The organism is Amycolatopsis sp. CA-128772 (genome assembly GCF_002904295.1).
GTDB lineage: Bacteria > Actinomycetota > Actinomycetes > Mycobacteriales > Pseudonocardiaceae > Amycolatopsis.
In genome coordinates this window covers 62,758-86,614 of the sequence record NZ_PPHG01000082.1, presented here as the reverse complement: position 1 = coordinate 86,614, position 23,857 = coordinate 62,758, and the positions used below count along the sequence as shown (strand labels likewise).

The following is a 23,857-nucleotide window of genomic DNA, read 5'->3' as shown; positions in this document are numbered from 1 at the left end:
GTCAGGCTCGTGTCAGGTCGGTGTCAGGCCGTCCCTCGACAGTCACTGCCATGACAGACCTGGCGATCACGGCCTCCGGACTGCGGAAGGCCTACCAAGACAAAACCGTCCTCGACGGCGTTGACCTCGAAGTCGAAGCCGGCAGCATTTTCTCGCTCCTCGGCCCGAACGGCGCCGGGAAGACCACCACCGTCAACATCCTCACCACGCTCATCCAGGCTGACGCCGGCGCCATGAGCGTCGCCGGGCATGACCTCGCCACCCAGGCCAAGGCCGTGCGGGCCGTGATCGGGGTGACCGGGCAGTTCGCCGCCGTTGACGAACTGCTCACCGGGCGGGAAAACCTGCAGCTCATGGTCGACCTCAGCAAGAAAGCCACGCACCGGTCAGTGGGTGAGCTGCTGGAGCGCTTCGAGCTCACCGAAGCGGCGAACAAGCCCGCCGCCAGTTACTCCGGCGGTATGCGGCGGAAGCTCGACCTCGCCATGACGCTCGTCGGGAACCCGCGGATCATCTTCCTCGACGAACCGACGACCGGGCTCGATCCGCGCAGCCGGCGGACCATGTGGACGATCATCCGCGACCTCGTCGCCGACGGCGTCACCATCTTCCTCACCACCCAGTACCTCGAGGAAGCCGACCAGCTCGCCGACCGGATCGCCGTGCTCGACCAGGGCCGCCTCGTCGCCGAGGGCACGTCCGACGAGCTCAAGCGCCGGATTCCCGGGACCCACGTCCGCCTGCGGTTCGCCACCGCCGCCGAACTCGACGCCGCCGCGCGGATCCTGCCCGGCGCCACGAAGGACGACGACGTCCTGCGGGTGCCCGGCGACGGCGGCACGAAATCCCTCCGGTCCCTTTTGGACAGACTCGACGAGTACGCGCTCAGTGCCGCCGAGTTCTCCGTCCACACCCCCGATCTCGACGACGTCTTCCTCGCCCTGACGGGCCACGCCACGGAGGTTCCCGCGAAATGAACTCGATCGTCATGCTGCGCCGCAACTTCAAGCACATCGCCCGGAACCCGGTCTCCGTCTTCAACGCGGTTCTGATGCCGATCGTCGTCATGCTGATGTTCGTCTACATGTTCGGTGACGCGTTCAGCGTCGGCGTCGACTACGTCGACTACGCGACACCGGGGCTCATGCTGCTGGCCGTCTGCTACGGGCTCGGCGCCACCGCCACCGCCGTCAACTCCGACATGACCAAGGGCATCATCAACCGCTTCAAGGTCATGGACGTCTCCCGCGGGGCGGTGCTGACCGGGCACGTCGTCGCCAGCGTGCTGACCAACCTGGTCGCCATCGCCGCCCTGCTCGGCGTGGCCTTCCTGCTGGGGTTCAACCCGTCGGCGGGCTTCCTCGGCTGGCTCGGCGCGGCCGGTCTCGTCGTGCTACTGGGGTTCGCGACCGGCTGGTTCACGATCGCGCTGGGCCTGGCCGCGAAAACACCGGAAACCGCGGGGCTGGCGTCGGTGCCGCTGGTCATGCTGCCGTTCTTCAGCAGCGCGATCGTGCCCGCGGACAAGATGGGCCCCGGCCTCAAGCAGTTCGCCGAGTACCAGCCGTTCACGCCGATCATCGAGACCCTGCGCGGGCTGCTCAACGGCTCGCCGGCCACCGGCACGCTGCTGGCCGCGCTCGGCTGGTGCGCCGGGATCGCCGTCGTCGGCTACCTGTGGGCGTCCTCGACCTTCAAGAAGCGAGCGTGACGTCGGCCAGTTCGCGCCAGCTCGCCGCCGCCCCCTCCCGCGTCGCCTCGGAGAACTTCGTGTCACCGAGGCGACGTCGGGTGGTCTCCTCGAGCCGGGTCACGTCCGGTTGCGAGCGGTCCGGCAGGCCCCGGACCCCCGCGCTCGCCCCGAGCAGCCGCGCGGCCTGCGCGTCCTGGTCCGTGCGCGACGCCCAGTCCGCCAGCCCGACCAGGCCGCGCGCGATCGCGAGCGGGTGGCCCGCTTCGGCCGCCGCGGCCAGCGCCGCGGCGCGGTGGGCGCGGGCTTCGCCGAGGTCCTCGGCCAGGTAGCCGAGCAGGTCCTGGGCCACCGCCCGGACGGTCGCCCGCTGGGCGTCCTCGCCCAGCATCTCCGTGGCGATGGCGAGCTGACGGCGGGCCTGCGCCGGATCGCCGCGCCAGCGCGCGAGCTCCGCCTTCGCCAGCGCCAGCTCGGCCTGCGCATCCGGCCAGGCGACGCGCTCGGCGCGTTCCTGCGCCTCGGTCAACGCCGCCGCACTGGCCTTCTCGTCGCCGAGCAGCCAGTACAGCTGCGCCTGCCGGGACCGCATCCGGACGACGTCCTCGATGGCGCCGACCTCGGTCACCACCTCGATCGCCTGCTCGTAGTACTCGCAGGCGCCGGCGAACTCGCCGCGCGCGGCGATGCGGTCCGCCAGCTCGGTCAGGGCGAACGAAATGCCCCACCGCTCGCCGAGCGCGCGGAACTCGGCGACCGCCGTTTCGAGCAGCGCGTCCGCCTCCTGGCCGCCGTGGCCGAGCTGGATGCGCATCTTGCCCAGCTGCAGCCGGGCCACCGCGCGCACCCACGGGTCCTCGTCGGCGAGCAGCGGTTCGAACGCCGACAGGGCCGCTTCCGGTCCATGCAGCAGCCGTTCCAGCGGAACGGCGAACTTCAACGCCAGCTGCGGCTTTTCGACCCGGCGGCCGATCTCGTGCGCCTTGCGGATCCAGTCCTCGGCGCGGAACTCGTCGCTCTGCTGGCCGGCCGTCACGAACTGGACGACGAACGCGTAGACGACGCCGCGGATCTCGTCCGGCACGTCGCCGGGGACGGCGGTGGCCGCCAGGATCAGCTCGTTGCCCTCGGCGCGGTGGCCGCCGAGCCACCAGTACCAGCCGGCCGCCGCGGCGAGCCGCATCGACGCCTCGGCCTCACCCGCCGCGAGGGCGCCGCGCATCGCCGCGGTGATGTTCTCGTGCTCGGCTTCGAGCATCGCGAGCCAGCCCAGCTGCGCGGCGCGGCGCAGGTGCGGCTCCGCCGTTTCGGCGAGCTCGGTGAAGTACTCGAGGTGCGCACGGCGGGCGACGTCCGTCTCGCCCGCCTCCGCGAGCCGCTGCTGCGCGTACTCCTTGATGGTGCCGAGCATGCGGTAGCGCGGTGCCTCGTCACCGACGATGACGACCAGGGACTTCTCGGTCAGCGCGGTCAGCAGGTCGAGCACCGCGTCGCCGCCGCAGACCCGCTCGGCCGCCTCCAGGCTCGCCCCGCCGGAGAACACCGAAAGCCGGCGCAGCACGACGCGTTCGGCGTCGGAGAGCAGTTCCCAGCTCCAGTCGATCACCGCGCGCAGCGTCCGGTGCCGGGGGAGTGCGGTCCGGCTGCCGCCGGTCAGCAGGCGGAACCGGTCGTCGAGCCGGTGCGCGAGCTGGTCGAGCGACATCGTGCGCAGGCGGGCGGCGGCGAGCTCGATGGCGAGCGGCATCCCGTCTAGCGCGCGGCAGACGCGCGCGAGGGTGCGGGCGTCCGCCGTCAGGTCCTTGCGCACCGCGCCGGCCCGGTCCCGCAGCAGCCGGACGGCCGGGGCGGCCTCGATTTCGGCGGGAGCCGCGTCCTCAGCGGGCAGGACCAGCGGCGCCACCTGCCACAACGCCTCTCCAGTGATGCCGAGCGGTTCCCGGCTCGTCGCGAGGATCCGCAGCCGGCGGCACTCCCCGAGCACGCGGTGCGCGAACGCCGCCGCGGCCTCGATGACGTGTTCGCAGTTGTCCAGGACCAGCAGCATCGAACGCTCGCGCAGCGCGGCGACGACCCGCTCCGTCGGCTCGGCGTCCGGGGCCTCGCCGACGAGCGCATCCCGCAGCTTGAGCGCGCCGAGCGTCGCCTGGGCGACGTCGTCGTCGGGGCCGATCGCCGCCAGTTCGACCAGCCACGCGCCGTCCGGGAACTCGCCGAGCAGCGTGCGCGCGGTTTCCGTGGCCTGCCGGGTCTTCCCCGAGCCACCCGGCCCGATCAGGGTGGTGAGCCGGTGTTCGCCGACGAGCTCGCGGACCGCGGCGACGTCGGCCTCCTTGCCGACGAAGCTGGTCAGCTCCTCCCGCAGGTTGGTCTTGCGGGTCTCCTCGCGCCGCCCGAGCTCGCCGCGCAACAGGGCGACGTGCACTTCGGCCAGTTCCGGGGACGGGTCCACGCCGAGGGAGTCGGCCAGGGTTTCCCGCGTGCGCTCGTAGACGAGCAGCGCCTCAGTGTCGCGGCCGCTCGCGACGAGGGCCCGCATCAACGCGGCGACGAGCCGTTCCCGCATCGGGTTCGCGGCCACCAGGTCGGTCAGCTCGGTGACGAGCTCCGCGCCGGTCTCGCCGTCGAACCGGTCCTCCAGCGCGGCGAGGCGCAACCCTTCGAGCCGGGTGACGGCGGCGCCGAAGGCCGCGCTTTCCGGCAGTTCGACGTCCTGCATGGCCGGACCGCGCCAGAGGGCGAGGGCTTCGCGCAGCCGCCGCGGATCGCCGTCCGTGCGGGCCTGGGCGGCAAGCCGTTCGAACCGCACGGCGTCGACGTCGTCCGGGGCCACCACCAGCCGGTAGCCGGTCGGCCGGCTGTCGACGGCCCCCTCCGGCAGCGCCTTCCGCAGCCGGGAAACCAGGCGTTGCAACGCGTTCGGCGCTTCGGCGGGCGGGTGCTCGCCCCAGATCCAGTCGACGAGCGTCCCCTTCGGGACCACCTGGCCTGGTTCGAGCGCGAGGGCGACCAGCAGCCCCCGCAGGCGGGCGCCGGGGACGTCGGCGAGCGCGCCGTCGTCCGCACGCACTTCGAAGGGCCCCAGGATCCCGATCCGCACCCGGCCGATCTTGCCACGAACGGCGGTGTCCGAGGCGTGTCAGGTCCGTGTCAGCCCGCCCGGCGATCGTCATCGGCACACCCACGAAAGGAAAGCCGATGAGCCAGCACGGACTCCCGATGGACCGCGACGCGGGCCCCTTCGACCCGCCGAGCGCGATCACCCGGCTGCGCGGCGCCCGCCCGGTCAGCCCGCTGGTGTTCCCCGACGGGCACGAGGGCTACCTCGTCACCGGCTACGAGGAGGTCCGGCAGCTGATGGCCGACACGCGGTTCAGCTCGCGCCTGGACCTCGACGTCATCCACGTGCCGTACGAGACGGGCATGCCGGCGGCGACCGAGCCGTCGCCGCCGATGCCGGGCATGTTCGTCGCGATGGACCCGCCGGACCACAGCCGGCTGCGCCGCAAGCTCACCGGCGCTTTCACGGTCAAGCGGATGAAGCAGCTCGAGGAGCACATCGCCGACGTCGTCGAGCGGCAGCTGGACCACCTGGCGCGGCTGGCCCCGCCGGTCGACCTGGTCAAGGAGTTCGCGCTCCCGGTGCCGTCACTGGTGATCTGCGAGCTGCTCGGCGTGCCGTACGCGGACCGGGACACGTTCCAGGCCAACTCGGCGCAGTTCATGGTCCGGGAGCAGACGATCGAGGAGAAGATGGGCGCGTACATCGCGCTCAACACCTACCTCGCCGAGCTGGTCACGAACAAGCGCGCCGAGCCGGGCGAGGACATCCTGTCCGACCTGGCCCGCCACGACGACCTGACGATCGAGGAGCTCACCGGCGCCGCGTTCCTGCTGCTGCTCGCGGGCCACGAGACGACGGCGAACATGCTCTCCCTGGGCGCGTTCGCGCTGCTGGAACACCCGGAGCAGGCCGCCGAGCTGCGCGCCGACGCGGAACTGCTGCCGGGCGCGGTCGAGGAACTGCTGCGCTACTTGTCGGTGGCCGACATCTTCTTCCGCTACGCGACCGAGGACCTCGAACTCGGCGGGGAAACGATCACCAAGGGCTCGACGGTGGTGATTTCACTGCTGGCCGCCAACCACGACCCGCGGCGCTTCGAGAACCCGGACGCGCTGGACATCCACCGCAACGCCCGCGGCCTCCTGTCGTTCGGCCACGGCATCCACCAGTGCCTCGGCCAGCAACTGGCCCGCATCGAGATGCGCGCCGGCTTCGGCGGTCTGCTGCGCCGGTTCCCGGACCTGGCGCTCGCGGTCCCGGCCGGCGAGGTGAAACTGCGGACGGACATGAACATCTACGGCGTGCACGAGTTGCCGGTCACTTGGACGCCAGGAAACTGATGACGGCGTCCCGGCCCGCGTGGCCGCGTTCCCGGTTCTGGATCGAGTGGGACTCACCGGGCACGACCACCAACGAGCCGCGCGGGGCCCGGGCCGCCTCCTCGCGGGCCCACTCCAGCGGCGTCGACAGGTCGCGGTCGCCGTTGAGCAGCAGGACCGGGACGTTCGGCAGCGAACCGGCCGGGTTCGAGCCCGGGCGCTCCGCCGGCCACGGCAGGCAGCTCTGGACGAACCCCTGCTGCGTCGCCACCTCCGTCGTGTACGGCCAGGTTGCCGACGCCGGCAGTGTGTGGGCAGTCAAGGACAACAACGGCTGCCGGAGCGGGACCGGCGTGGCCGCCGAGCCCCACGGGAACCGCTGGTCGGCGCACAGTGTCGCCGCGTGGAGGCCGGCGCTGAACGCGGCCGGGTCGTCGCCGCCGGACCGGTACGCCTCCAGCAACGCGTCCAGGTGGGCCGGGGCGCCGGTGCGGGCGTCGTGGAGGGCGCCGATGATGTCGCCCGCTTGCGGGTTGCGGTACGTCGGGTCCGAGAACTCGTACGACACCACCGTGTCGAAGATCCGCACGCCGTCCGCCGTGCCGCGGTGGCGGACCACCCACGCCAGGTCCGCAGCCGGGTCGTAGCCGCAGGCCGGGGCGACCGCGCAGGCCGCGCGCAGCACGCGGGCCTCCGCCGTCAAGCCCGTCAGGTACAGCGAGGCCGACGCCGTCGCGTGGTGCGGCAGGACCGAATCGAGGATCACCTTGCTGACGTGGTCCGGGTGCGCGATCGCGTACCGGGCCGCCGTGAACGAACCGTACGAGACGCCGTCGACCACCAGCTTCGGGACGTCCAGCGCCTGCCGCAGCCGGTCGAAGTCCGCCACCGTCTGGTCGGTCGAATACAGCGGGGCCGTCTCGCCGAGGATGGCCGCGCACTCCCGGACGGCGTCGGGGGACGGCGTCGCGATGTCCGAACTGCCCAGCTGCGCCTGCAGGCCCGGGCACTGCAGCGCCCCCGACGGGCCGGTGCCGCGCTGGTCGAGCATGACGATCCGGTAGTCCTTCGCGACCTCCGGCAGCCGCTGCTTCGCGATGCGCGTGATCGTGCCGACGCCGCCCTGGCCCGGGCCGCCCGTCAGGAACAGCAGCACGCCCTTGGGGGCGTCCGCGTTGTCCGCGGTCGCCACCGGGAGGCCGATCGTGCCCGGGACGCGGCCGGTGTGGTCGAGCGGGACGGTCAACGTCGAGCACGTGAAACCCGGCTGGCCGGGACACGGGTGCGGGTCCGCCAGCGCCGGCCGTCTCCCGGGGGCTGCGTCGGCCGCACCCCCGAGGGCGGCGGTGAGCGTGAGGACCAGCCCGGCGGTCAGGAGCTTCGAGCGCATACCTGCATCATGCGCACACGCGCGCCGGACGCGCATACCCCCGAACGGCTCGTCACGGCCAGAGGCGCTCGCGGACCCAGCCTTCGCCCGTCTTCCGGTACCGCAGCCGGACGTGCCGACGATCGTGGCTCGCCTGCCAGAACTCGGCTTCGTCCGGGTCGACGAGGTACCGCGTCCAGGTTTCCGGGGCCACGTCCGGGTTCTCCTCGACCCACCGCTGCGCCTCCGCGGCCGCCGCGTCGAGGTCGGCCGGGTCGTGCAGCACCTGGGACTGGTGCCCGATGTACGCCTCGACGCGCGACGCCGGCGGCCGGGCGAGGAAGTCCGCCGCCGAGACCTCGGGGGCGGCCGGGGTGACCGGGCCGCGCAGCCGGACCTGGCGGCCGCGGCCGGGCCAGAAGAACGTCAGCGCGGCCCGCGGGTCCTTGCGCAGCTGGAGGCCCTTCGGGCTTTCCGAGCTGGTCGCGACCGCCCAGCCGGCCGGCCCGACGTCCTTGAGGATCACCACGCGCGCGTCGGGCGCGCCATCGGCATCCACTGTGGACAGGGTGACGGCGTGCGGGGCCAGCACGTGCTCGCCGGCTTCGGTCAGCCACTCGACGAACAGCGCCTGCGGGTCCGCCGGCGCCGTTTCCGGCGTGAACACGGGAAGTTCTTCGGGGAACGACGGCCAGCCGCGCAACTGCACCATGTCAGTAACCGTACGGCCCCTGCTGCGGCTGGTGTCCCGGCGGTGGCGGGCCGACGACCGGCGGGGGCGGCAGCTGCGGCGCCGGGGCCGGCATCGGGAGCTGGGGCTGCTGCTGCGCCTGCTGCCACTGCACCTGCTGGTAGACCTCGGCGGGCTGCGGGAAGCAGTACGTCAGCTTGGCGTTGATCGACCCGTGCATCGCGGCGCCCCAGAACTTGCCGCCGACGAACGCGTGCAGCTGCCCGGCCGTGAGGTCGACCGCGACCATCCGCGTCTCGCCGCCGAACTGGTTGCTCGACTTGGCCGACGCGGCCTGCGCGGCGTCCGGGTACACGCGCTGGCCGACGAGCCCGGCGATGACCACCGAAGTCGCGGTCCAGCCCAGGGTGCCTTCCAGGTTCGCGCGGGCGTACTGCGTGGCGCGGCCGGTGAAGTCGTACAGCGCCGCCGCGCCGACCTCGGGGATGGCGGCCGCCATGACGCAGTAGTTCATCTTCGTCAGCAGCACCGCCTCGGTGAACAGCCCGACGACGGCCGTGGCCGGCCCGATCGGCACGGTGTGCAGCCGGCCGCCGGCCCGCTGGATGCGCTCGGCCATCGCGCCGAGGTACTGCTCCGGGGTGAGCACGCGGCCATCGTCTCACGCCGCCGTCAGCCAGCGGTTTCCACACATGCTTCGTGGTTGACTGTCCGCGCTATGCGACGACTCGTACTTTTCGCGCCCGCCGTGGCCCTGCTGGCCGGCTGCAGCGCCACCATCGTGACCGGCACCGCGGCGCCCAGCCCGCCGTCCGCGTCCACCGCAGCGGGTACCGGGTCCGGCGGCCTGCCCCCGGATCCCCAGCCGGGCGCGACCGGGGACTGCCCGTACCTCGGGAGCGAATTCGTGGCCGAGTCGAACGGCCAGCACGTGTCGAAGGTGCGCGTGTCGGCCGACCAGCCGCACCCGGCGTGCTTCTTCTATCGCCCGGACGGGAAGGTCCAGCTCACCGTCCGTGTCTACGTCGGGGACGCCAAGACGGCGACGGCGCTGGTCAACCAGGCGGCGCCGGTCGACTCGTCCAACCCGGCGAGCGACCCTTCCGGCTGGAAGGGGGGCTATTTGTCGACCGATGGTGGGGCCGTCTACGCGGTCGCGAAGGGGTCGACGGCGGTCATCGCGACCACGAACCAGAAACAGAGCGTCAAGGCACGCACAGTGGTCAAAAAGACTATCTCCGCCCTGAAGCTCTAGGTAGTGACCTCCACACGGGTGAGTGATGTTGATCTTGTATTACCCTGTGCGTCACGCGCAGGCTTCGTGGACTCGCGCACCGCAGCCACCGGGGACCCCCACCCCGGGGCGGGGCACCAACTCTGCAACGACAAAGGACAAGATTCGTGGCTGACACCCTCAAGGAAATCCTGCTCGACTCCGGCCGCCGCCCGGCTGTCGTCTCCGACTTCGAGACCCTCGTCGACGCCGAGGTCTCGGACAAGGGCGGCGTTTCGGGTGCCGTCGTGAAGACCGGCTTCGCCGCGGTCAAGAAGATCAAGCCGGGCATCATCCCCTCGGCCGTCGACACGCTGCTGCCGGACTTCGCGTCCGCGCTCGAGCCCTTCTACGGCGACTTCCGCGCCCGGGGTGGCAACGACTTCGGCGCCTACCTGACCAGCCGCTCGGACGAGGCTTCCGACGCGCTGCTGTCCGTCACCGACTCCCGCGCGGAGAAGAGCAGCCGCGACAGCATCAAGAAGGTCTACTCGAAGCTGCGCCCGAACGGCAAGAAGAACGTCGAAGAGGCGCTGCCGCGTCTCGGCCAGCTGATCGACAAGCACGCCGCTGCCGTCTGATCGGTTCCCAGGCACGACTGAAGAGGCCCCCGGCTGCACCCCCGGGGGCCTCTTCGCGTCTGGTTCAGTTCTTCTTCTCGGCGGGCGCCGGAGAGGGCGCCTTGCCGTTCGCCTGCGGAGTCGGCTTCGCCGCTTCGGCGGGCTTCGGCGCGGGCGGGGTGGCCTTCGGCGGCGCGGGCGCGACCGGCGGCTCCTGCTTCGAACGGAGGGCGTAGGCGGCGCCGGCGCCGACCACGACCAGGCCGAGCAGCCACGGCCACTTGCGACGGCTGCGGGTGCCCTTGGCGGCCGACTTGGCCTCGGACAGCGCGGCGTAGAAGTCCTTCTTCGCCGCCTTGAAGTCCTTCTTGCCGCGGCGCTTCGAGTCGCCGGCCGCCTTCGCGGCCTTGATGGCGGCCTTCTTCGCCTTGCGACCCGGCTTGCGCAGCTCGGACAGGCGCGCGAGCGCCTCCTGACGAGCGGCCTTCGAGCTCTTCTTGAGCTCCTTGCGGGTCAGTTCCGTCTTCTTCGCGAGCTTCTTCTGCGCGCGCCGCCCCTGCTTGACACCCTCGGTGACGAGTTTGTCGGCGGTCTCGACGGCCTGGGCTGTCGCCCGGGACATGGGCTTCACCTCATCATTCGTTTTGACACTGCTCTGTTACCCGTAACCTATCGTGCCCCTTTTTCCGGAGCCGCGCTCTGTCCTTCTGGGGTCAAACCCCAGACCCCAGCCGGGGGCACGCCCCCGGACCGCCCAAAGATGCGTGAGATGGCACGATGAGGTACGTGAAAGCTACGCTGCACACCAACCAGGGTGACATCCACCTGAACCTGTTCCCGGACCACGCGCCGAAGACGGTCGCGAACTTCGTCGGGCTCGCGGAGGGCACCAAGGAGTACACCCAGCCGAACGCGGCGGGCACCGACTCCGGCCCCTTCTACGACGGCTCGATCTTCCACCGGGTCATCGACGGCTTCATGCTGCAGGGCGGCGACCCGACCGGCACCGGCCGCGGCGGCCCCGGCTACAAGTTCGGCGACGAGTTCCACCCGGAGCTGCAGTTCAGCAAGCCGTACCTGTTGGCCATGGCGAACGCCGGGCCGGGCACCAACGGCTCGCAGTTCTTCATCACCGTGGCGCCGACCACCCACCTGAACTTCCGGCACACGATCTTCGGCGAGGTGGCCGACCAGGAGTCGCGCACCGTCGTCGACACGATCGCGCGCACGTCGACCGGCCCGGCGGACCGCCCGCTGACCGACATCGTGATCGAAAAGGTCACGGTCGAACACTGAGGCTTATTCTGGTCAGGCCGCCACGCCTCGCGAGCAAACCGGCAGGTCAGGGCGGAGTTGTGTGGCGGCCGACGGCTGAATAAGCCTTACTGACGGTTTCTTTGCGCGGGTTTCGGTAGGTTGGTGCCATCGTGAACCAACCGCCGAACCCCGCCGCCGAGCAAGCCGCGCTGCCCGGGTGCTGGTGGCACCCGAACCGCCCGACCGGGCTGAGCTGTTCCCGGTGCGGGCGTCCGGCGTGCCCGGATTGTCTCCGCGAAGCCCCCGTCGGCTTCCAGTGCACCGACTGCGTCCACACCGGCGGCCAGCAGGAACGCCGTCAGCACCGCGGCTACCAGGAAGCCGGCTTCGGCCAGCGGACGGTCTTCGGCGCGCGGCTCTCGCAGTCCGTGCTCGTCACCCAGGTCCTCCTCGCGGTGAACGTCCTGGTCTTCCTCTTCACGGTCTTCCAGGCCCAGAGCCTCAACGACAACAACGCCTCGAACGCCTTCCAGCGCGGCAGCCTCTACGTCACCGCGACCCTCGGCCACGACGAGTGGTGGCGGGTCCTGACCAGCGGGTTCCTGCACTACGGGCCCATCCACGTCGCGGTCAACATGTTCTCGCTGTGGATGATGGGCCGGGCCCTGGAGCAGGTCTGCGGCCGCGGCCGCTACCTCGCGCTCTACTTCATCTCGATGCTCGGCGCGTCCGCCGCCGTCCTGCTCTTCGACCAGGACGGCCTGCCGACGGTCGGCGCGTCCGGAGCGCTGTTCGGCCTGATGGGCGCGTACGCGGTGTTGGTGCTGAAGCTGCGGCTGAACCCGACCGGGCTGATCATCACCCTCGCCCTGAACGCCTTCATCACGTTCGGCATCTCGGGCATCTCGATCTGGGCGCACGTCGGCGGCCTGGTGACCGGCGCGCTGGTCACCGTGGCGCTGCTCTACGCCCCGCAGGCGAACCAGGCGCGGTGGCAGGCCATCGGCCTCACGATCATCGCGCTCGCCATCGTGGGCTTGCTGGCGTACGCGGCGAGCCAGTTCGGCACCGCGATCTGCGGCTTCGTCCCGTTCCAGGGCGTCCCGACCTACTTCTGCGCCTAACTGCGCGCCCGCAGGGTGCTGAGGACGTCCAGGACGTCCCGTGGGTCCTCGCCGAGGTCCAGCCAGCCGAAGACGTACAGCTCGTCTTCGTGCTCGATTTCGAGCGTGACGCCGTCGCGGCCCATCCGCCTGGTGGTGCGCAGCCGGGTGCGGGTCTGCGCCCACGGGAGCCGGTGCGTGCCGCCCAGCGTCCGGGTGGCGAGGCCGTCGGGACCGGCGGCCAGCCGCGGCCGGACGACGGTGGCGTGCGCGGCGAACGCGCCGACGGCCACCGCGGCGAGGGCGAACAGCACCAGCCCGCCGCGGTCGCCGGTCAGCGCGTCGGTCACCACGCCGGCCAGCAGCAACGCCGTGACCGCCCAGGCCGATACCACAACCGCCTGGCGGGGCGCCCAAGAGGTGGGGTAGTTATCCACAGGGGTTATCCACACTGGGGATGAGTCACACCGCTGTAATTCGGCGTCAAGCGGCCGTTCGGAGTAATTGTCAACGCCAGCGCATGGTCATCAGCAGACCGGCGATCATCAGCGCGAACCCGCCGGCGAAGTTCCAGTTGCCCAGGTCGGCCATCCAGGAGATCTTGTCTCCCGCGATGTAGTTGACCAGCAGCCACACCAGTCCCACGAGCATCAGCCCGAACATGGGGATCTTCCAGGCGAGGCCGGTGGGGCCGGCGGCCCGCACCTTCACCGGCGTGCGCCGGTCGGCGGGCGGGGTGTACGCCGTCTTCTTGCGGACCTTGGACTTGGGCATCGTGTGTTCCTCGCGGTGCTCTTCGGGCTCGTCTGGTGGCGATGTCCCGCTGAGGGTGCGCAACCAGCGCCACGTGCACACGTTAACGTAAACGACCGCAGGAAAGCAGCGGCCAGGAGTGGTCGGATTTCCCGGACCGTGACAACGGGGTCACCCAGGTGAACCTTATTCAGCCGTCGGCCGGCGCGAGGGTCACCACAGGTGGCAACGTGCGGTCCGTGGCGCCGTCCTAACCAGAATAAGGTTCAGGGTTCGACGCGGCTTGAGAGGAGCTTGCGTGGCTACGCGCGAAGGACCGGATGACGACCGGCGCAGACACCGCGGTCAGCCCATGCCGCAGCGTCGTCCCGGCCCGCCTCCGCGCGGCCAGGTGCCGCCCCCGCCGGCCCAGCAGCGTGGCCCGCAGGGCCAGCCGCCGCGGCGTCAGCCGGGCCCGCCGCCGCGCCGCTACGCCGGCCCGCCCCCGCCGCCTGGCGCGAACGAAGAGACCGTCATCTTCGCCCCGGTCGGCAAGGGCGGTACGGCGACCAAGGAGAAGCCGGCCGCGGCCCCGCTCGGCAAGGGCGGCGTCGCGATCCGGACGGCCGGCGAGGTCCTCATCACGCTGGGCCTGGTCGTGCTGCTGTTCATGGTCTACGAGCTGTACGTGACCGACCTGTTCTCGGCGGGCAAGCAGTCCGCGGCGAGCGACCAGCTCGACGGCGAGTGGGCGCACGACCGCACGCTGCACCCCGAGCTGATCGACGGCAAGGCGTTCGCCCGCATCCACATCCCCACCTTCGGCGTCGACTACAACTTCACCATCCAGGAAGGCACGGACGACACCGCCCTGGAGGTCGGCCCCGGCCACTACAAGGGCACGTCGCTGCCCGGTGAGCCTGGCAACTTCGCCGTGGCCGGCCACCGCGTCGGCAAGGGCGCCCCGTTCAACGACCTGGACAACCTCTCCTCCTGTGACCAGATCGTGATCGAAACCTCGACCGACTTCTACATCTACAAGGTCCTGCCCTACGACGACGAGGTGAAGGACTGGGCCGGCGGCAAGGGCGCCGACCCGAAGTGCAAGGGCGTCTCGACGCTGCGCGACGGTGGTGCCGAGGACGGCGGCCCGTACAGCGAGACGTACGGCCGCAAGGTCGTGCTGCCCAGCAACGGCGCGGCGGTGAACCCGGTCCCGTACAAGGGCGCGGACGTGCTGCCGAAGGCCCAGCAGGCGGCGCTGCTCACGCTGACGACGTGCCACCCCCAGTTCTCCGCCCGCGAGCGGCTCATCATCACGTCGGTGCTGACCCAGCAGGTACCGAAGAACCAGGTCAAGGACTACGGCGACCTGCTGTCGAAGATCGGGGAAGCCTGATGTACGCCTGGATCTGGCGGAAGCTCCCGGGCCCGTTCGCGGCGAAGCTGACGATCGCGGTGGTCCTGGCGCTCGGCGTCGTGGCGCTGCTGATGTTCGTGGTGTTCCCGTGGCTGGAACCGCGGCTGTGGTTCAACGAGGTCGCGGTCAACTGAAGACCTCACGGAAGGACCGGGGCACCCCGCCGCCGGAAGACCCGTGGAACGAGATCCGGCCGGGTCTCTGGATGGGCGGACACATCCGGGTCGGCGCGGCCGGTGTGGAGCCGGTGGTGGTCGGGCGCGAGTTCGGCCTCGTGCTGAGCCTGTATCGACGCGAGGGTCACGGCCCGGCACCCGGTGTCGAGCACCACGTCGCCGAGATGCCGGACGGCCCGCTGACCGAGGCGCAGATCGGCGAGGTCGAGCGCTTCGCCGGGCTCGCGGTCGAGGCGGTCCGCGCGGGGCGGCGGACCCTGGTCCGCTGCCACGCCGGGCAGAACCGGTCCGGCCTGGTGGTCGCCCAGGCCCTGGTCGAACTGGGTCTGGACATGCCGGCGGCGATCGCCTTCATCCGGCAGCGGCGCGGCCCGGGGGCGCTGAGCAACGAGCTGTTCGTGCGGTACCTGGAGAGCGGCCTGCCGACGGCTCGGCTGCTGACCGGCCTCGGTTCTTGAGGTTCGGCGGCTTCCCTCGGAAAAGCTCCGCGGGGCGGCCCTCCTGCGAGCATCAACACGTGGGAGGGCCGGCCCGCCGATAGCCGCTTCGGGCTAGCAGTCGCGCAGTTCCGGGCTCTGGTTGAGCAGCTGCCCCCGCGGGGAGACGAACGCCCGGTAGCGGTCACCTTCCACCTCGGACCGGTGGAACGCCGCCACCCGGTGGCAGTTCTGGAACGCCAGCTTGACGCCGAAGTGCCGCTCCAGACCGCCGCGGATGGCGTCCGAGGCCAGCGCCCGGAGCAACTGCCCGCGGGCCGCCTCGCTCGGTGGGGGTGTCTCGTTGTCGGCGAAACCCGTGCCTTCGGCGTCCGCGATGACTCCGGTGATGACCTCCCAGGCGTAGGGCAGGGATTCCTTGACGCAGGTGACGAACTCGGCGTCGGTGACCTCCCCGCGCTCGGCCTTCTCCAGCAGCGCGGGTGACACGTCCAGGGACATCGAACCTCCAGTTTGAGCAGGGCCACCCTCTTGGCTACCGGCCGGCCGGCGCGGCCACAAGAGAAAACGATGATCATCACCACTATGGCGGAAGGCTCACTCCCAGCGGAACAACCGCGCCGCCAGCGCCGTGCCGAGCACCGCGAACGCGGCGAGGGCGACCAGCTGCAGGGGCTGCACGCCGGTGCCGACCCAGGTGTCCTGCAGGGGCTGCGAGCCCGGCGGGACGTAGTCGCCGATCCGCTGCAGCACCGCCGGGAGCAGCGGCCGCGGCAGGTAGACGCCGCCGAAGAACATGATCGGGACGAACGTGACCATCGCCAGCCCGTTCGCGCTCTTGGCCGTGCCCGCGATCGAGGCCGTGATCAGGCCCAGGGAGAACGTCGAGACCACGCCGAGCAGCAGCGTCACCACGAACATCAGCGGGTGCTTCGGCAGCGGGACGTCGTACACGGCGTTGGCCAGGCCCAGCACCAGCGCGATGCCGGCCAGCGCCACCACGACGTGGATCACCAGCTGGGCCACCAGCAGGTTCGCCGGGTGCACCGGGGTCGTCGCCAGCCGGCGCAGCACGCCCTGCTCGCGGTACGCGGCGACGGTCGCCGGGATCGACTGCAGGGCCAGCATCGCCAGGCTGATGACCACCAGCGACGGCACCCACGCGTCGATGAACCGGTAGCCGCCCGCCGCCTCGCTCGGCTCGGTCATGCCCGGGATCGCGCCGATCGCGAGCAGCAGGATCGACGGCAGCAGGACGCCGGCGATCGCCATGAACGGCGACCGGAGGAAGACCTTCGCCTCGGTCGCGGTGATCTTGGTGAGGGTGCTCATCGGGTGCTCCTGGTCAGCGTGACGAACGCGTCGTCCAAAGTGGAGGCTCCGGCGGTGGCGCGGAGCTCGGTCGGGGTGCCGGTGGCGACCACGCGGCCGGCGTCGAAGATCGCGACGCGGTCGCAGAGCCGTTCGGCTTCGTCCATGAAGTGGGTGACCAGCAGGACCGTCACGCCGGTGGCGCGGACGCCTTCGACGAGCTGCCACGTTTCGCGGCGGGCGTGCGGGTCGAGCCCGGTGGTCAGCTCGTCGAGGATCGCCAGCTCGGGTCGGCCCACCAGGGCGAGGGCGATCGACACGCGCTGCTTCTGGCCGCCGGACAGCTTCCCGAAGTAGCTGCGGGCGTGGTCGCGCAGGCCCAGCTGGTCGAGCAGGACGTCGACGTCGGCGGGGTCGGGGTAGAAGGACGCGAACAGCTCCAGGGCTTCGCGCACCCGCAGTTTCGCCGGCAGCTGGCTCTCCTGCAGCTGGACGCCGACGCGGCGGGTCAGCGCCGCGTGCTCGGCCGCCGGGTCGAGGCCGAGCACGGAGATCGTGCCGCCGTCGGCCCGGCGCAGGCCCTGGAGGCATTCGACGGTGGTGGTCTTCCCGGCGCCGTTCGTACCGAGGATGCCGAAGATCTCGCCGCGCTCGACGGTGAACGAAACGCCGTCGACCGCGACCCGGTTGCCGTAGCTCTTGCGGAGGTCGGTGACTTCGATGAGTGGCATGACGACAAAGCTACGAACCGGCGGTCGCCTCCGTAATGACGCTGAAACCCCAGCTCAGGTAGCGTTTTGCTGAAGCCGGGGTGGGGCTGGGCCCACCCCGTTCGGGGAGCTCGGGGCAGTGCGCGATCCGGGGCGGGGAGACGAGGATTCCGGGGGAAGGAGGTGCCGCATGACGTACTCGCGTGCGCTGGGCCGGGCCCTGGCGCTGGCCGCGTTCTCGTTGCTCAGCTGGCTCGACGTGCTGGTCGAGCTGATCGCGTTCGCGCTCCTGTGCGTGGGGGCCGTGTTCTTCCTCGGCCCCGCGGTCGAATGGACCCGCGGCCGCTCGACGGTCGCCCGGACGCTGGCCGGGCGCTGGTGCGGCGTCGAGGTCGCGGTGCCCTACCGGCCCGAGCCGCCCGAGCCGGTGCGCGAGCGCGACGGCTGGTACCGCGACGGCAACCAGCTCTACAAGCGGGCGTTCTGGATCCGCTGGCAGCACCGGCTCACCTGGGCGCTGGAAGACCCGGCGTCGGGCCGGGAGTTCACCTGGCAGCTGGTGAACCCGCTGCTCACGCTGCTGCTGCCGGTCGCCGTCCTGCTCGGCGGGCCGGCGGCCCTGCGCGGCCACGGCCGGTGGACGCGCTGGATGCTCGGCCCCCGCCCGCCGGCCGAGCCCCGGAAGAACTGGCTGCACCGGCACCTCGAGGCGCTGGGGCAGCAGGCCGGGCTGTTCGCGGTTTCCGTGGTCCAGCTGGTGTTCACGGTCCCGCAGCTGGTCCTCATGATCTGCTACATGCCGCTGGCGGTCCCGGTCGTGCTGTGGACCCGCACCATCACCGACACCTGGCGGCGCGAGGCCGGCAACTGGACCGGCGTGCACATTCCGCGGCCGTACCTGCCGCCGCCGGGGCTGCCGGTGCCCCGTCCCGACGGGCTCTACCAGTCCTGCAAGCAGCTCTACGAAGAGCCGTTCTGGCCGCTCCAGCACGCCCGCATGCTGTGGATCCTGCGCGACCGGGCCACCTGGCGCGACCTCATCGGCGGCGTGCTGATCCCGCTGGTTTCGCTCGTGCTGATCCTGCCGACGGTCGCGCTGGTCGGCCGGGGTGTCGCCGGCCTGGCGGCGCTCTGGATCTGGCGGCCCTTCGTGTCGCCGCGCATCGACTGGTTCCCGTTCCCGGAGGTGTCGACGCACCTGGGCGCGCTCGCGCAGACGCCCGTCCTGCTGGTGCTGGCCGTCGCCGGGCTGATGCCGGCCCCGTGGCTCGCCCGGCAGCAGGTGCGGTTCGCGCGCCTGTGGCTGGGACCGACGGAGTCGACGCGGCTCGCCCAGCGCGTGGAACGGCTGAAGCAGACCCGGTCCGACGTCACGGTCACGCAGGCCGCGGAGCTGCGCCGGATCGAGCGCGACCTGCACGACGGCATCCAGTCGCGGCTCGTCGCGATGGGCATGAAGCTCGGCGCGGTCGAGGCGCTGGTGGACACCGATCCCGTGGCCGCCAAACGGCTCGCGGCGGAGCTGCGGGCGTCGTCGTCGGAAGCGCTCACCGAGCTGCGGGTGCTGATCCGCGGGATCCACCCGCCGGTGCTGTCCGAACGCGGGCTGCTGGACGCCGTCCGCGCGCTGGCCATGGACAGCCCGCTGAAGTCCGAGGTCACCGGCTCGCTGCCGGGCCGCGTCGAGGAGCCGGTGGAGGCGTGCGTGTACTTCGCGGTGTCGGAACTGCTCGGCAACGCGGCGAAACACGGCGCGAAGCGGGTGTCGATCGAGGTGGCGTTCGCCGACGACGTCCTCACGGTGGTGGCGACCGACGACGGCCCGGGTGGCGCGAACCCGGCCCGCGGGTCGGGACTGCGGGGAATCGAGCGCCGGCTCGGTGGCTTCGACGGTAGGTTGACGCTGACCAGCCCGATCGGCGGCCCGACGAAGGCGACCCTGGAGATCCCGTGTCTGATACTTCCGGGGCTCCGCCCCGAGCCGGGGGCTCCGCCACCCGGACCCCCCGAGGTGGTCGACCAAGAACCGTCGTCGCCGAGGACCAATACCTCCTCCGAGACGGTCTGACGCACCTCTTGGCGGCACACGGTTTCGAGGTTGTCGCGGCGGTCGGAACTGGTCCGGAACTGGTGGCGGCCCTGCGCGAGCACCGCCCGGAAGTGTCTATTGTGGACGTCCGGATGCCGCCGACGAACACCGACGAGGGCCTGCAGGCCGCGCTGGCCGCCCGCCGGGACGTTCCCGGGCTGCCGATCCTCGTGCTCTCCCAGCACGTCGAGCAGCTGTACGCGCGCGAGCTGCTCGCCGACGGCACGGGCGCGATCGGCTACCTGCTGAAGGACCGCGTGTTCAACGCCGAGCAGTTCATCGACGCGGTCCGCCGGGTCGCCGCCGGCGGCACGGTGATGGACCCCGAGGTGATCGCGAAACTGGTGGCGGGCAACGCCTCCGACCCCCTGGCCGCCCTGACGCCGAGAGAGCGCGAGGTCCTGTCGCTGATGGCGGAAGGCTGTTCGAACGCCGCGATCGCCGCGAAGCTGCACTTCAGCGAGGGCGCGGTCGGCAAGCACACCGCGAACATCTTCGCCAAGCTCGACATCACGGCCTCGGACGACACGAACCGCCGGGTGATGGCGGTCCTCGCCTACCTCGGCGCGGGCACCTAGCCGCGCGAGACGCGGGTCATCTCCTCGCGCTCGACCACCTTGATCCGTTCCCGGCCCGTCGCCGAGCCCAGCGACTTCTCGTGGGCGTCCAGGCGGCCCCAGCCGTCCCACGTGGTGAACGGGATGCCGCGGGTGGCCAGGAAGTCCAGGATCGCGTCCGGCGAGGCGTACTTCGGGGCCGTCAGCGTGTCGGCGTCCGACAGGAGGCTCGCGATCGTCTCCGCCGCGTCGCCCTTCGTGTGGCCGATCAGGCCGATCGGGCCGCGCTTGATCCAGCCCGTCACGTACACGCCCGGCAGCTGGTTCTCGTCCAGGTCCAGCACGCGGCCCGCCTGGTTCGGGACCACGCCGGCCACGTGGTCGAACGGCAGTTCCGGCAGGTGCGACGACAGGTAGCCGACCGCGCGGTAGACCGCCTGGACGTCCCAGTCGTGGAATTCGCCGGTACCACGGACGGTCCCGTCGCCGGTCAGCTCGGTCCGCTCGGTGCGCAGGCCCGTCACGCGGCCGTCCGAACCCAGCACCGAAGCCGGCGAGTGGAAGAAGTGCAGGTGCAGCCGCCGCGGCCGGGTGCCCGGCTCGCGGATCGCCCACTCCTGCAGCGTCTTCACGACCATGTCGATCTGCTTCGACGCCCGCAGCGCGGCGACGCTGCCTTCGTCGAACTCGATGTCCTCGGGGTACACGATGACCTCGACGTTCGGCGAGTGGTCCAGCTCCCGCAGCTCCAGCGGGGTGAACTTCGCCTGCGCCGGCCCGCGGCGGCCGAACACGTGCACGTCGGTCACCGGGCTCGTGCGCAGGCCCTGGTAGACGTTGTCCGGGATGTCGGTGGTCAGCAGCTCGTCGGCCGTCTTCGCCAGGATCCGGGCCACGTCCAGGGCGACGTTCCCGACGCCGAGGACCGCGACCGAGGACGCGGTCAGCGGCCAGGTGCGCGGCACGTCCGGGTGGCCGTCGTACCAGGAGACGAAGTCGGCGGCGCCGTAGCTGCCGTCGAGGTCGATGCCCGGGATGTCGAGGGCGCGGTCGGCGGACGCGCCGGTCGAGAAGATCACCGCGTCGTAGAACTCGCGCAGCTCGTCGAGCTTGATGTCGGTGCCGTAGTCGATGTTGCCCAGCAGGCGGACGTTCGGCTTCGACAGCACCTTCTCCAGCGCCGTCACGATCCCCTTGATGCGCGGGTGGTCGGGCGCGACGCCGTACCGGATCAGCCCGAAGGGCGCCGGCATGCGCTCGAACAGGTCGATCGTCACATCGGCGTCGGACTTGTCCAGGATGTCGGCGGCGTAGATGCCGGCCGGACCGGCACCCACCACGGCTACACGAAGAGAACGGCTCACCCGGTCCACGGTAAGTTAGGATCACCTAACCTAAAATGTGATTTGGCGTACGGTCCACCAGGTGGGAGCCGGTAAGCTCGGCCCCATGCGCGTTCTCGTCGTCGACAACTACGACAGCTTCGTCTACAACCTGGTCCAGTACCTGGCCCAGCTCGGCGCCGACTGCACGGTCTGGCGCAACGACGTCGTGGACCTCGACCGCGTGCCCGAATTCGACGCCGTGCTCGTCTCGCCCGGCCCGGGAACGCCCGAACGCGCTGGTCAGAGCATGGACGTCATCCGCAAGTGCGCCGAGACGCGCACCCCGATGCTCGGCGTCTGCCTCGGCCACCAGGCGCTCGGCGTCGTCTACGGCGCGACCGTCGACCGCGCGCCCGAGCTGCTCCACGGCAAGACGAGCCAGGTCCGCCACGAGAGCGCCGGCATCCTCAAGGACCTGCCGGAGGAGTTCACGGCCACCCGCTACCACTCCCTGACCGTGGTGCCCGACACCATCGACGACACCGTCTTCGAGATCACCGGCCGCACCGAATCCGGCATCGTGATGGGCATGCGCCACCGCGAGCTGCCGCTGGAAGGCGTCCAGTTCCACCCGGAGTCCGTGCTCACCGAGGGCGGCCACCGGATGCTGGCGAACTGGCTGGCCGCGGCGGGTCACCCGGTCGATCCGGTGCGGGTCGACGAGCTCGAGCGGGCGACCAAGGCGCTCCAGAAGGCCGCTGTTGCGTGATCCGGCTCGAGGGAGTCGGCAAGCGGTACGGGCGCGGTGACTTCGTCCTCCGCGACGTCGACCTGACCGTCGAGCCCGGGCACGTCGTCGGCGTCCTCGGCAGCAACGGCTCCGGGAAGTCGACGCTGCTGCGGATCATGGCCGGCGTCTCGCACGCCACCACCGGCACGCTGCGCGGGACCCCGCGGATCGGCTACCTGCCGGACCGCTTCCCCGCCGGCCAGCGCATGGGCGCGCGGGCCTACCTGCGGCACATGGCCCGCATCCGCGGCCTCGCGGACTTTTCGGTGATCGACCCGCTGCTCGAACGCCTCGAGCTCGTCGGCGGCCCGACGGCCCCGCTGCGCACCCTGTCCAAGGGCAACGCGCAGAAGGTCGGGCTCGCCCAGGCCGTGATGGTCCGGCCGGACCTGCTGATCCTCGACGAGCCGTGGTCCGGCCTCGACGTCGGCACGCACGCGATCCTCGGCGAGCTCGTCGCCGAGACGCGGGCGCGCGGCGCGAGCGTCGTGTTCACCGACCACCGGCCGCAGGTGGTGCACGACCACGCCGACGTCGTGCACCTGATGAACGAAGGCCGGCTCACGGCCGAAAGCGCCGAGCCGACCACCCGGATCGTGCTGCGCGGCGGCGAAAGCGGCTGGGTGGGCAAGCCGGGAGTACGGCACGCCGTCGCCGAGGGCACCCAGGTGGTGCTGACGGTGGAGATCGCCGCGGTGGACGCGGTGCTGCTGCGCGCGCTGAAGGACGGCTGGTCGGTGCGGGAGGTGGCGCCGTGCTCGCCCTGACGCGGTACTACCTGACGCTGCTCGGGCATTCCCAGCGATACCTGCCGGCCCTGCTGGCGTACCTCGCGCTCTGCGTGATCCTCTACGCCGACCCGAATTCGCCGCCGTTGCCGCTGTTCGGCGTGAGCGCCGGCGGGTTGCTGGTCGTGTCGTGCTGGCTGACGATCGCCCTGCTCGACATCGAGGACCCGGTGCAGCGCCTGGTGACGTTGAGCCACGCCCGGCAGTGGCGGCGGATGATCACCGGCGCGGTGCTGACGGTGCTGGCCTGCTCCCTGGTCCTCACCGTGATCACCGAGGTGTGGTCGGCGATCAAGGCGTCCAAGTTCCATCCGGCGGAGCTCGGGATCGGGTTGCCGGCGCACCTCGCGTGCGCGCTGCTGGGAATCGCGATCGCGCTGCCGTGCTCGCGGCTGCTGGTGCAGCGCGTCGGCTGGACGGTGCTCGCGGCGGTGATCACGCTCGTGGTGGTGCTGCTGGCGAAGATCCCGCTGGTCCACCCGCTGCTGCACGCCCTGACCGACGACGAACCGGTCGGCGCCCCGCTGGTGCTGGCCCTGGTGACGTCGGTGGCGATGCTGGCCGCCAGCTTCTTCGCCGTTTCGGCGCTGGTTCGCCGACGCTCCTGACTGCAAATTGCAGTATTCAAATTTCGGCCCGGGCTTCCGGGGAGACCACGAACACGACTAAGGTTCGTGTCCTCTCCGGTTCTGGGTGAAGGGAGACCGGGTGACGGCTGGGATCGTTGCGATCACCGTGCCAAACTCCGACCGCGAGCTTCCGGAGCTCGCCGCCTGGTTGCGCGGCGAAGCCGAGCTCCGCGGCCGGGTCCAGGTCTTCGACGCCGTCGTGGTCGGGGTGTCGAGCAACTCCGCCGGGGTGTTCTGCCGGTCGCTCTTCGCGTGGCTGACGCGTGGGGCGGGGAGCGTGTCCCTGAAAGTGAAGCGCTCGGGCGCCGCCGAGGAGCTGGAGCTCGACTGCGGTGCCGCGAGCGATGCCGATCAGGTGCTCGGTGCCGTGCGGGGGTTCCTCGACAAAGCGTGACCCAGCAGGGCATCCCACGCCGGGCCGGAGACGGTGAGCTGGCCGGCCGCGCGGGCTTTGGTGTCACGGATGCCCACGGCGGGACCGGTGAAGGCGACTTCGACACAGTCGCCGCCGTTGCTTCCGCTGTAGCTGCTCTTGAACCAGATCGGGGACTCGGGGGCTGTCATCAC

Annotated in this window: 28 protein-coding genes; 16 read left to right on the top strand and 12 right to left on the bottom strand. The window is 71.2% G+C overall.

All coding sequences use genetic code 11. The features are described from left to right. Positions 1–50: 50 nt before the first annotated feature. Positions 51–977 carry an ATP-binding cassette domain-containing protein gene (locus C2L59_RS34905; protein ID WP_103353804.1) on the top strand — a complete coding sequence of 309 codons (927 nt, stop codon included), beginning with the start codon at positions 51–53 and terminating at the stop codon, positions 975–977. Then, entirely contained in the window at positions 974–1,711 is a 738-nt protein-coding gene (locus C2L59_RS34900; RefSeq protein ID WP_103353803.1) for an ABC transporter permease, read from the top strand. The genes C2L59_RS34905 and C2L59_RS34900 overlap by 4 nt, the downstream gene beginning before the upstream one ends. Here the strand turns inward: C2L59_RS34900 and C2L59_RS34895 are convergent. After that, a complete protein-coding gene (locus C2L59_RS34895) occupies positions 1,695–4,790 on the bottom strand; it encodes a BTAD domain-containing putative transcriptional regulator (RefSeq protein WP_103353802.1) in 3,096 nt (1,031 codons plus the stop codon). The two genes, C2L59_RS34900 and C2L59_RS34895, sit on opposite strands and share 17 nt — an antisense overlap. 98 nt (positions 4,791–4,888) lie before the next feature. Here C2L59_RS34895 and C2L59_RS34890 point away from each other — a divergent pair, with 98 nt between their 5' ends. Beyond that, a complete protein-coding gene (locus tag C2L59_RS34890; RefSeq protein ID WP_103353801.1) occupies positions 4,889–6,094 on the top strand; it encodes a cytochrome P450 in 1,206 nt (401 codons plus the stop codon). On the opposite strand, the gene C2L59_RS34885 is transcribed toward C2L59_RS34890, so the two are convergent. From C2L59_RS34885 to C2L59_RS34875, 3 genes are read right to left on the bottom strand one after another with little or no spacing between them, the layout of a single operon-like run. Further along, a complete protein-coding gene (locus tag C2L59_RS34885; protein ID WP_103353800.1) occupies positions 6,072–7,463 on the bottom strand; it encodes an alpha/beta fold hydrolase in 1,392 nt (463 codons plus the stop codon). The two genes, C2L59_RS34890 and C2L59_RS34885, sit on opposite strands and share 23 nt — an antisense overlap. A gap of 52 nt (positions 7,464–7,515) precedes the next feature. Then, on the bottom strand, positions 7,516–8,154 hold the full coding sequence (locus C2L59_RS34880; protein WP_103353799.1) for a pyridoxal 5'-phosphate synthase: 639 nt from the start codon (positions 8,152–8,154) through the stop codon (positions 7,516–7,518). Position 8,155: 1 nt separating this feature from the next. Further along, on the bottom strand, positions 8,156–8,782 hold the full coding sequence (locus C2L59_RS34875) for a hypothetical protein (RefSeq protein ID WP_103353798.1): 627 nt from the start codon (positions 8,780–8,782) through the stop codon (positions 8,156–8,158). Positions 8,783–8,851: 69 nt separating this feature from the next. On the opposite strand from C2L59_RS34875, the gene C2L59_RS34870 reads away from it, so the two are divergent. Together C2L59_RS34870 and C2L59_RS34865 are read left to right on the top strand one after the other, a co-directional pair. Next, positions 8,852–9,388, top strand: coding sequence for a DUF2020 domain-containing protein (locus C2L59_RS34870; protein ID WP_233223842.1), 537 nt, complete (start codon positions 8,852–8,854; stop codon positions 9,386–9,388). A 146-nt stretch (positions 9,389–9,534) separates the two neighbouring features. Further along, the gene (locus C2L59_RS34865; protein WP_103353797.1) at positions 9,535–9,987 is read left to right on the top strand and encodes a hypothetical protein; all 453 of its coding nucleotides are present in this window, start codon (positions 9,535–9,537) and stop codon (positions 9,985–9,987) included. 64 nt (positions 9,988–10,051) lie between these two features. On the opposite strand, the gene C2L59_RS34860 is transcribed toward C2L59_RS34865, so the two are convergent. Beyond that, positions 10,052–10,588 carry a hypothetical protein gene (locus C2L59_RS34860; RefSeq protein WP_103353796.1) on the bottom strand — a complete coding sequence of 179 codons (537 nt, stop codon included), beginning with the start codon at positions 10,586–10,588 and terminating at the stop codon, positions 10,052–10,054. Positions 10,589–10,743: 155 nt separating this feature from the next. Here C2L59_RS34860 and C2L59_RS34855 point away from each other — a divergent pair, with 155 nt between their 5' ends. Both C2L59_RS34855 and C2L59_RS34850 read left to right on the top strand, forming a co-directional pair. Beyond that, complete coding sequence (locus C2L59_RS34855; RefSeq protein ID WP_199199400.1) at positions 10,744–11,262, top strand: peptidylprolyl isomerase; 519 nt, start codon at positions 10,744–10,746, stop codon at positions 11,260–11,262. 131 nt (positions 11,263–11,393) lie between these two features. Further along, positions 11,394–12,347: a rhomboid family intramembrane serine protease gene (locus C2L59_RS34850; RefSeq protein WP_103353795.1), complete on the top strand. Its 954-nt coding sequence runs from the start codon at positions 11,394–11,396 to the stop codon at positions 12,345–12,347. Here C2L59_RS34850 and C2L59_RS34845 read toward each other — a convergent pair. Beyond that, entirely contained in the window at positions 12,344–12,763 is a 420-nt protein-coding gene (locus C2L59_RS34845) for a PH domain-containing protein (protein ID WP_233223841.1), read from the bottom strand. The genes C2L59_RS34850 and C2L59_RS34845 overlap by 4 nt on opposite strands. Positions 12,764–12,833: 70 nt before the next feature. Next, on the bottom strand, positions 12,834–13,100 hold the full coding sequence (gene crgA / locus C2L59_RS34840) for a cell division protein CrgA (protein ID WP_033261030.1): 267 nt from the start codon (positions 13,098–13,100) through the stop codon (positions 12,834–12,836). A 331-nt stretch (positions 13,101–13,431) separates the two neighbouring features. Here crgA and C2L59_RS34835 point away from each other — a divergent pair, with 331 nt between their 5' ends. The 3 genes from C2L59_RS34835 to C2L59_RS34825 all read left to right on the top strand — a co-directional run bounded on the left by C2L59_RS34835 (position 13,432) and on the right by C2L59_RS34825 (position 15,112). Beyond that, positions 13,432–14,457 (top strand): class E sortase, encoded by a 1,026-nt coding sequence (locus C2L59_RS34835; RefSeq protein ID WP_103353793.1) that lies wholly within the window; start codon positions 13,432–13,434, stop codon positions 14,455–14,457. Continuing rightward, complete coding sequence (locus tag C2L59_RS34830) at positions 14,457–14,612, top strand: hypothetical protein (protein ID WP_003079060.1); 156 nt, start codon at positions 14,457–14,459, stop codon at positions 14,610–14,612. Before C2L59_RS34835 ends, C2L59_RS34830 begins: the two co-directional genes overlap by 1 nt. 71 nt (positions 14,613–14,683) lie before the next feature. Further along, positions 14,684–15,112 carry a protein-tyrosine phosphatase family protein gene (locus tag C2L59_RS34825; protein WP_233223840.1) on the top strand — a complete coding sequence of 143 codons (429 nt, stop codon included), beginning with the start codon at positions 14,684–14,686 and terminating at the stop codon, positions 15,110–15,112. 93 nt (positions 15,113–15,205) lie between these two features. Here C2L59_RS34825 and C2L59_RS34820 read toward each other — a convergent pair whose 3' ends face one another. From C2L59_RS34820 to C2L59_RS34810, 3 genes are all read right to left on the bottom strand, one after another. Next, the gene (locus C2L59_RS34820) at positions 15,206–15,592 is read right to left on the bottom strand and encodes an SCO5389 family protein (protein ID WP_103353792.1); all 387 of its coding nucleotides are present in this window, start codon (positions 15,590–15,592) and stop codon (positions 15,206–15,208) included. A 96-nt stretch (positions 15,593–15,688) separates the two neighbouring features. Further along, entirely contained in the window at positions 15,689–16,423 is a 735-nt protein-coding gene (locus tag C2L59_RS34815; RefSeq protein ID WP_103353791.1) for an ABC transporter permease, read from the bottom strand. Further along, positions 16,420–17,133 carry an ABC transporter ATP-binding protein gene (locus C2L59_RS34810; protein WP_103353790.1) on the bottom strand — a complete coding sequence of 238 codons (714 nt, stop codon included), beginning with the start codon at positions 17,131–17,133 and terminating at the stop codon, positions 16,420–16,422. Before C2L59_RS34810 ends, C2L59_RS34815 begins: the two co-directional genes overlap by 4 nt. Before the next feature lie 169 nt (positions 17,134–17,302). Here C2L59_RS34810 and C2L59_RS34805 point away from each other — a divergent pair, with 169 nt between their 5' ends. Then, complete coding sequence (locus C2L59_RS34805; RefSeq protein WP_103353789.1) at positions 17,303–19,180, top strand: histidine kinase; 1,878 nt, start codon at positions 17,303–17,305, stop codon at positions 19,178–19,180. Further along, the gene (locus C2L59_RS34800; RefSeq protein WP_103353836.1) at positions 19,177–19,779 is read left to right on the top strand and encodes a response regulator transcription factor; all 603 of its coding nucleotides are present in this window, start codon (positions 19,177–19,179) and stop codon (positions 19,777–19,779) included. Before C2L59_RS34805 ends, C2L59_RS34800 begins: the two co-directional genes overlap by 4 nt. Here the strand turns inward: C2L59_RS34800 and C2L59_RS34795 are convergent. Continuing rightward, positions 19,776–21,095: an FAD-dependent oxidoreductase gene (locus C2L59_RS34795; protein ID WP_103353835.1), complete on the bottom strand. Its 1,320-nt coding sequence runs from the start codon at positions 21,093–21,095 to the stop codon at positions 19,776–19,778. The two genes, C2L59_RS34800 and C2L59_RS34795, sit on opposite strands and share 4 nt — an antisense overlap. 112 nt (positions 21,096–21,207) lie before the next feature. Between C2L59_RS34795 and C2L59_RS34790 the strand changes: the two genes are divergently transcribed. From C2L59_RS34790 to C2L59_RS34775, 4 genes are all read left to right on the top strand, one after another. Beyond that, positions 21,208–21,852 (top strand): aminodeoxychorismate/anthranilate synthase component II, encoded by a 645-nt coding sequence (locus tag C2L59_RS34790; RefSeq protein WP_103353788.1) that lies wholly within the window; start codon positions 21,208–21,210, stop codon positions 21,850–21,852. Further along, positions 21,849–22,640, top strand: coding sequence for an ABC transporter ATP-binding protein (locus C2L59_RS34785; RefSeq protein WP_103353787.1), 792 nt, complete (start codon positions 21,849–21,851; stop codon positions 22,638–22,640). Before C2L59_RS34790 ends, C2L59_RS34785 begins: the two co-directional genes overlap by 4 nt. Continuing rightward, positions 22,628–23,269 carry a hypothetical protein gene (locus C2L59_RS34780; protein ID WP_103353786.1) on the top strand — a complete coding sequence of 214 codons (642 nt, stop codon included), beginning with the start codon at positions 22,628–22,630 and terminating at the stop codon, positions 23,267–23,269. The genes C2L59_RS34785 and C2L59_RS34780 overlap by 13 nt, the downstream gene beginning before the upstream one ends. Before the next feature lie 100 nt (positions 23,270–23,369). Beyond that, a complete protein-coding gene (locus tag C2L59_RS34775; protein WP_103353785.1) occupies positions 23,370–23,684 on the top strand; it encodes a hypothetical protein in 315 nt (104 codons plus the stop codon). On the opposite strand, the gene C2L59_RS34770 is transcribed toward C2L59_RS34775, so the two are convergent. Further along, positions 23,642–23,854: a DUF397 domain-containing protein gene (locus C2L59_RS34770; RefSeq protein WP_103353784.1), complete on the bottom strand. Its 213-nt coding sequence runs from the start codon at positions 23,852–23,854 to the stop codon at positions 23,642–23,644. The genes C2L59_RS34775 and C2L59_RS34770 overlap by 43 nt on opposite strands. Positions 23,855–23,857: the final 3 nt, after the last annotated feature.

Coding starts and splice junctions, on each gene's coding strand:
- C2L59_RS34815 (WP_103353791.1), bottom strand. CDS start 16,423: ATGAGCACCCTCACCAAGATCACCGCGACCGAGGCGAAGGTCTTCCTC.
- C2L59_RS34810 (WP_103353790.1), bottom strand. CDS start 17,133: ATGCCACTCATCGAAGTCACCGACCTCCGCAAGAGCTACGGCAACCGG.
- C2L59_RS34855 (WP_199199400.1), top strand. CDS start 10,744: ATGAGGTACGTGAAAGCTACGCTGCACACCAACCAGGGTGACATCCAC.
- C2L59_RS34860 (WP_103353796.1), bottom strand. CDS start 10,588: ATGTCCCGGGCGACAGCCCAGGCCGTCGAGACCGCCGACAAACTCGTC.
- C2L59_RS34825 (WP_233223840.1), top strand. CDS start 14,684: ATGGGCGGACACATCCGGGTCGGCGCGGCCGGTGTGGAGCCGGTGGTG.
- C2L59_RS34790 (WP_103353788.1), top strand. CDS start 21,208: ATGCGCGTTCTCGTCGTCGACAACTACGACAGCTTCGTCTACAACCTG.
- C2L59_RS34805 (WP_103353789.1), top strand. CDS start 17,303: ATGACGTACTCGCGTGCGCTGGGCCGGGCCCTGGCGCTGGCCGCGTTC.
- C2L59_RS34885 (WP_103353800.1), bottom strand. CDS start 7,463: ATGCGCTCGAAGCTCCTGACCGCCGGGCTGGTCCTCACGCTCACCGCC.
- crgA (WP_033261030.1), bottom strand. CDS start 13,100: ATGCCCAAGTCCAAGGTCCGCAAGAAGACGGCGTACACCCCGCCCGCC.
- C2L59_RS34835 (WP_103353793.1), top strand. CDS start 13,432: ATGCCGCAGCGTCGTCCCGGCCCGCCTCCGCGCGGCCAGGTGCCGCCC.
- C2L59_RS34770 (WP_103353784.1), bottom strand. CDS start 23,854: ATGACAGCCCCCGAGTCCCCGATCTGGTTCAAGAGCAGCTACAGCGGA.
- C2L59_RS34870 (WP_233223842.1), top strand. CDS start 8,852: ATGCGACGACTCGTACTTTTCGCGCCCGCCGTGGCCCTGCTGGCCGGC.
- C2L59_RS34900 (WP_103353803.1), top strand. CDS start 974: ATGAACTCGATCGTCATGCTGCGCCGCAACTTCAAGCACATCGCCCGG.
- C2L59_RS34830 (WP_003079060.1), top strand. CDS start 14,457: ATGTACGCCTGGATCTGGCGGAAGCTCCCGGGCCCGTTCGCGGCGAAG.
- C2L59_RS34905 (WP_103353804.1), top strand. CDS start 51: ATGACAGACCTGGCGATCACGGCCTCCGGACTGCGGAAGGCCTACCAA.
- C2L59_RS34820 (WP_103353792.1), bottom strand. CDS start 15,592: ATGTCCCTGGACGTGTCACCCGCGCTGCTGGAGAAGGCCGAGCGCGGG.
- C2L59_RS34880 (WP_103353799.1), bottom strand. CDS start 8,154: ATGGTGCAGTTGCGCGGCTGGCCGTCGTTCCCCGAAGAACTTCCCGTG.
- C2L59_RS34890 (WP_103353801.1), top strand. CDS start 4,889: ATGAGCCAGCACGGACTCCCGATGGACCGCGACGCGGGCCCCTTCGAC.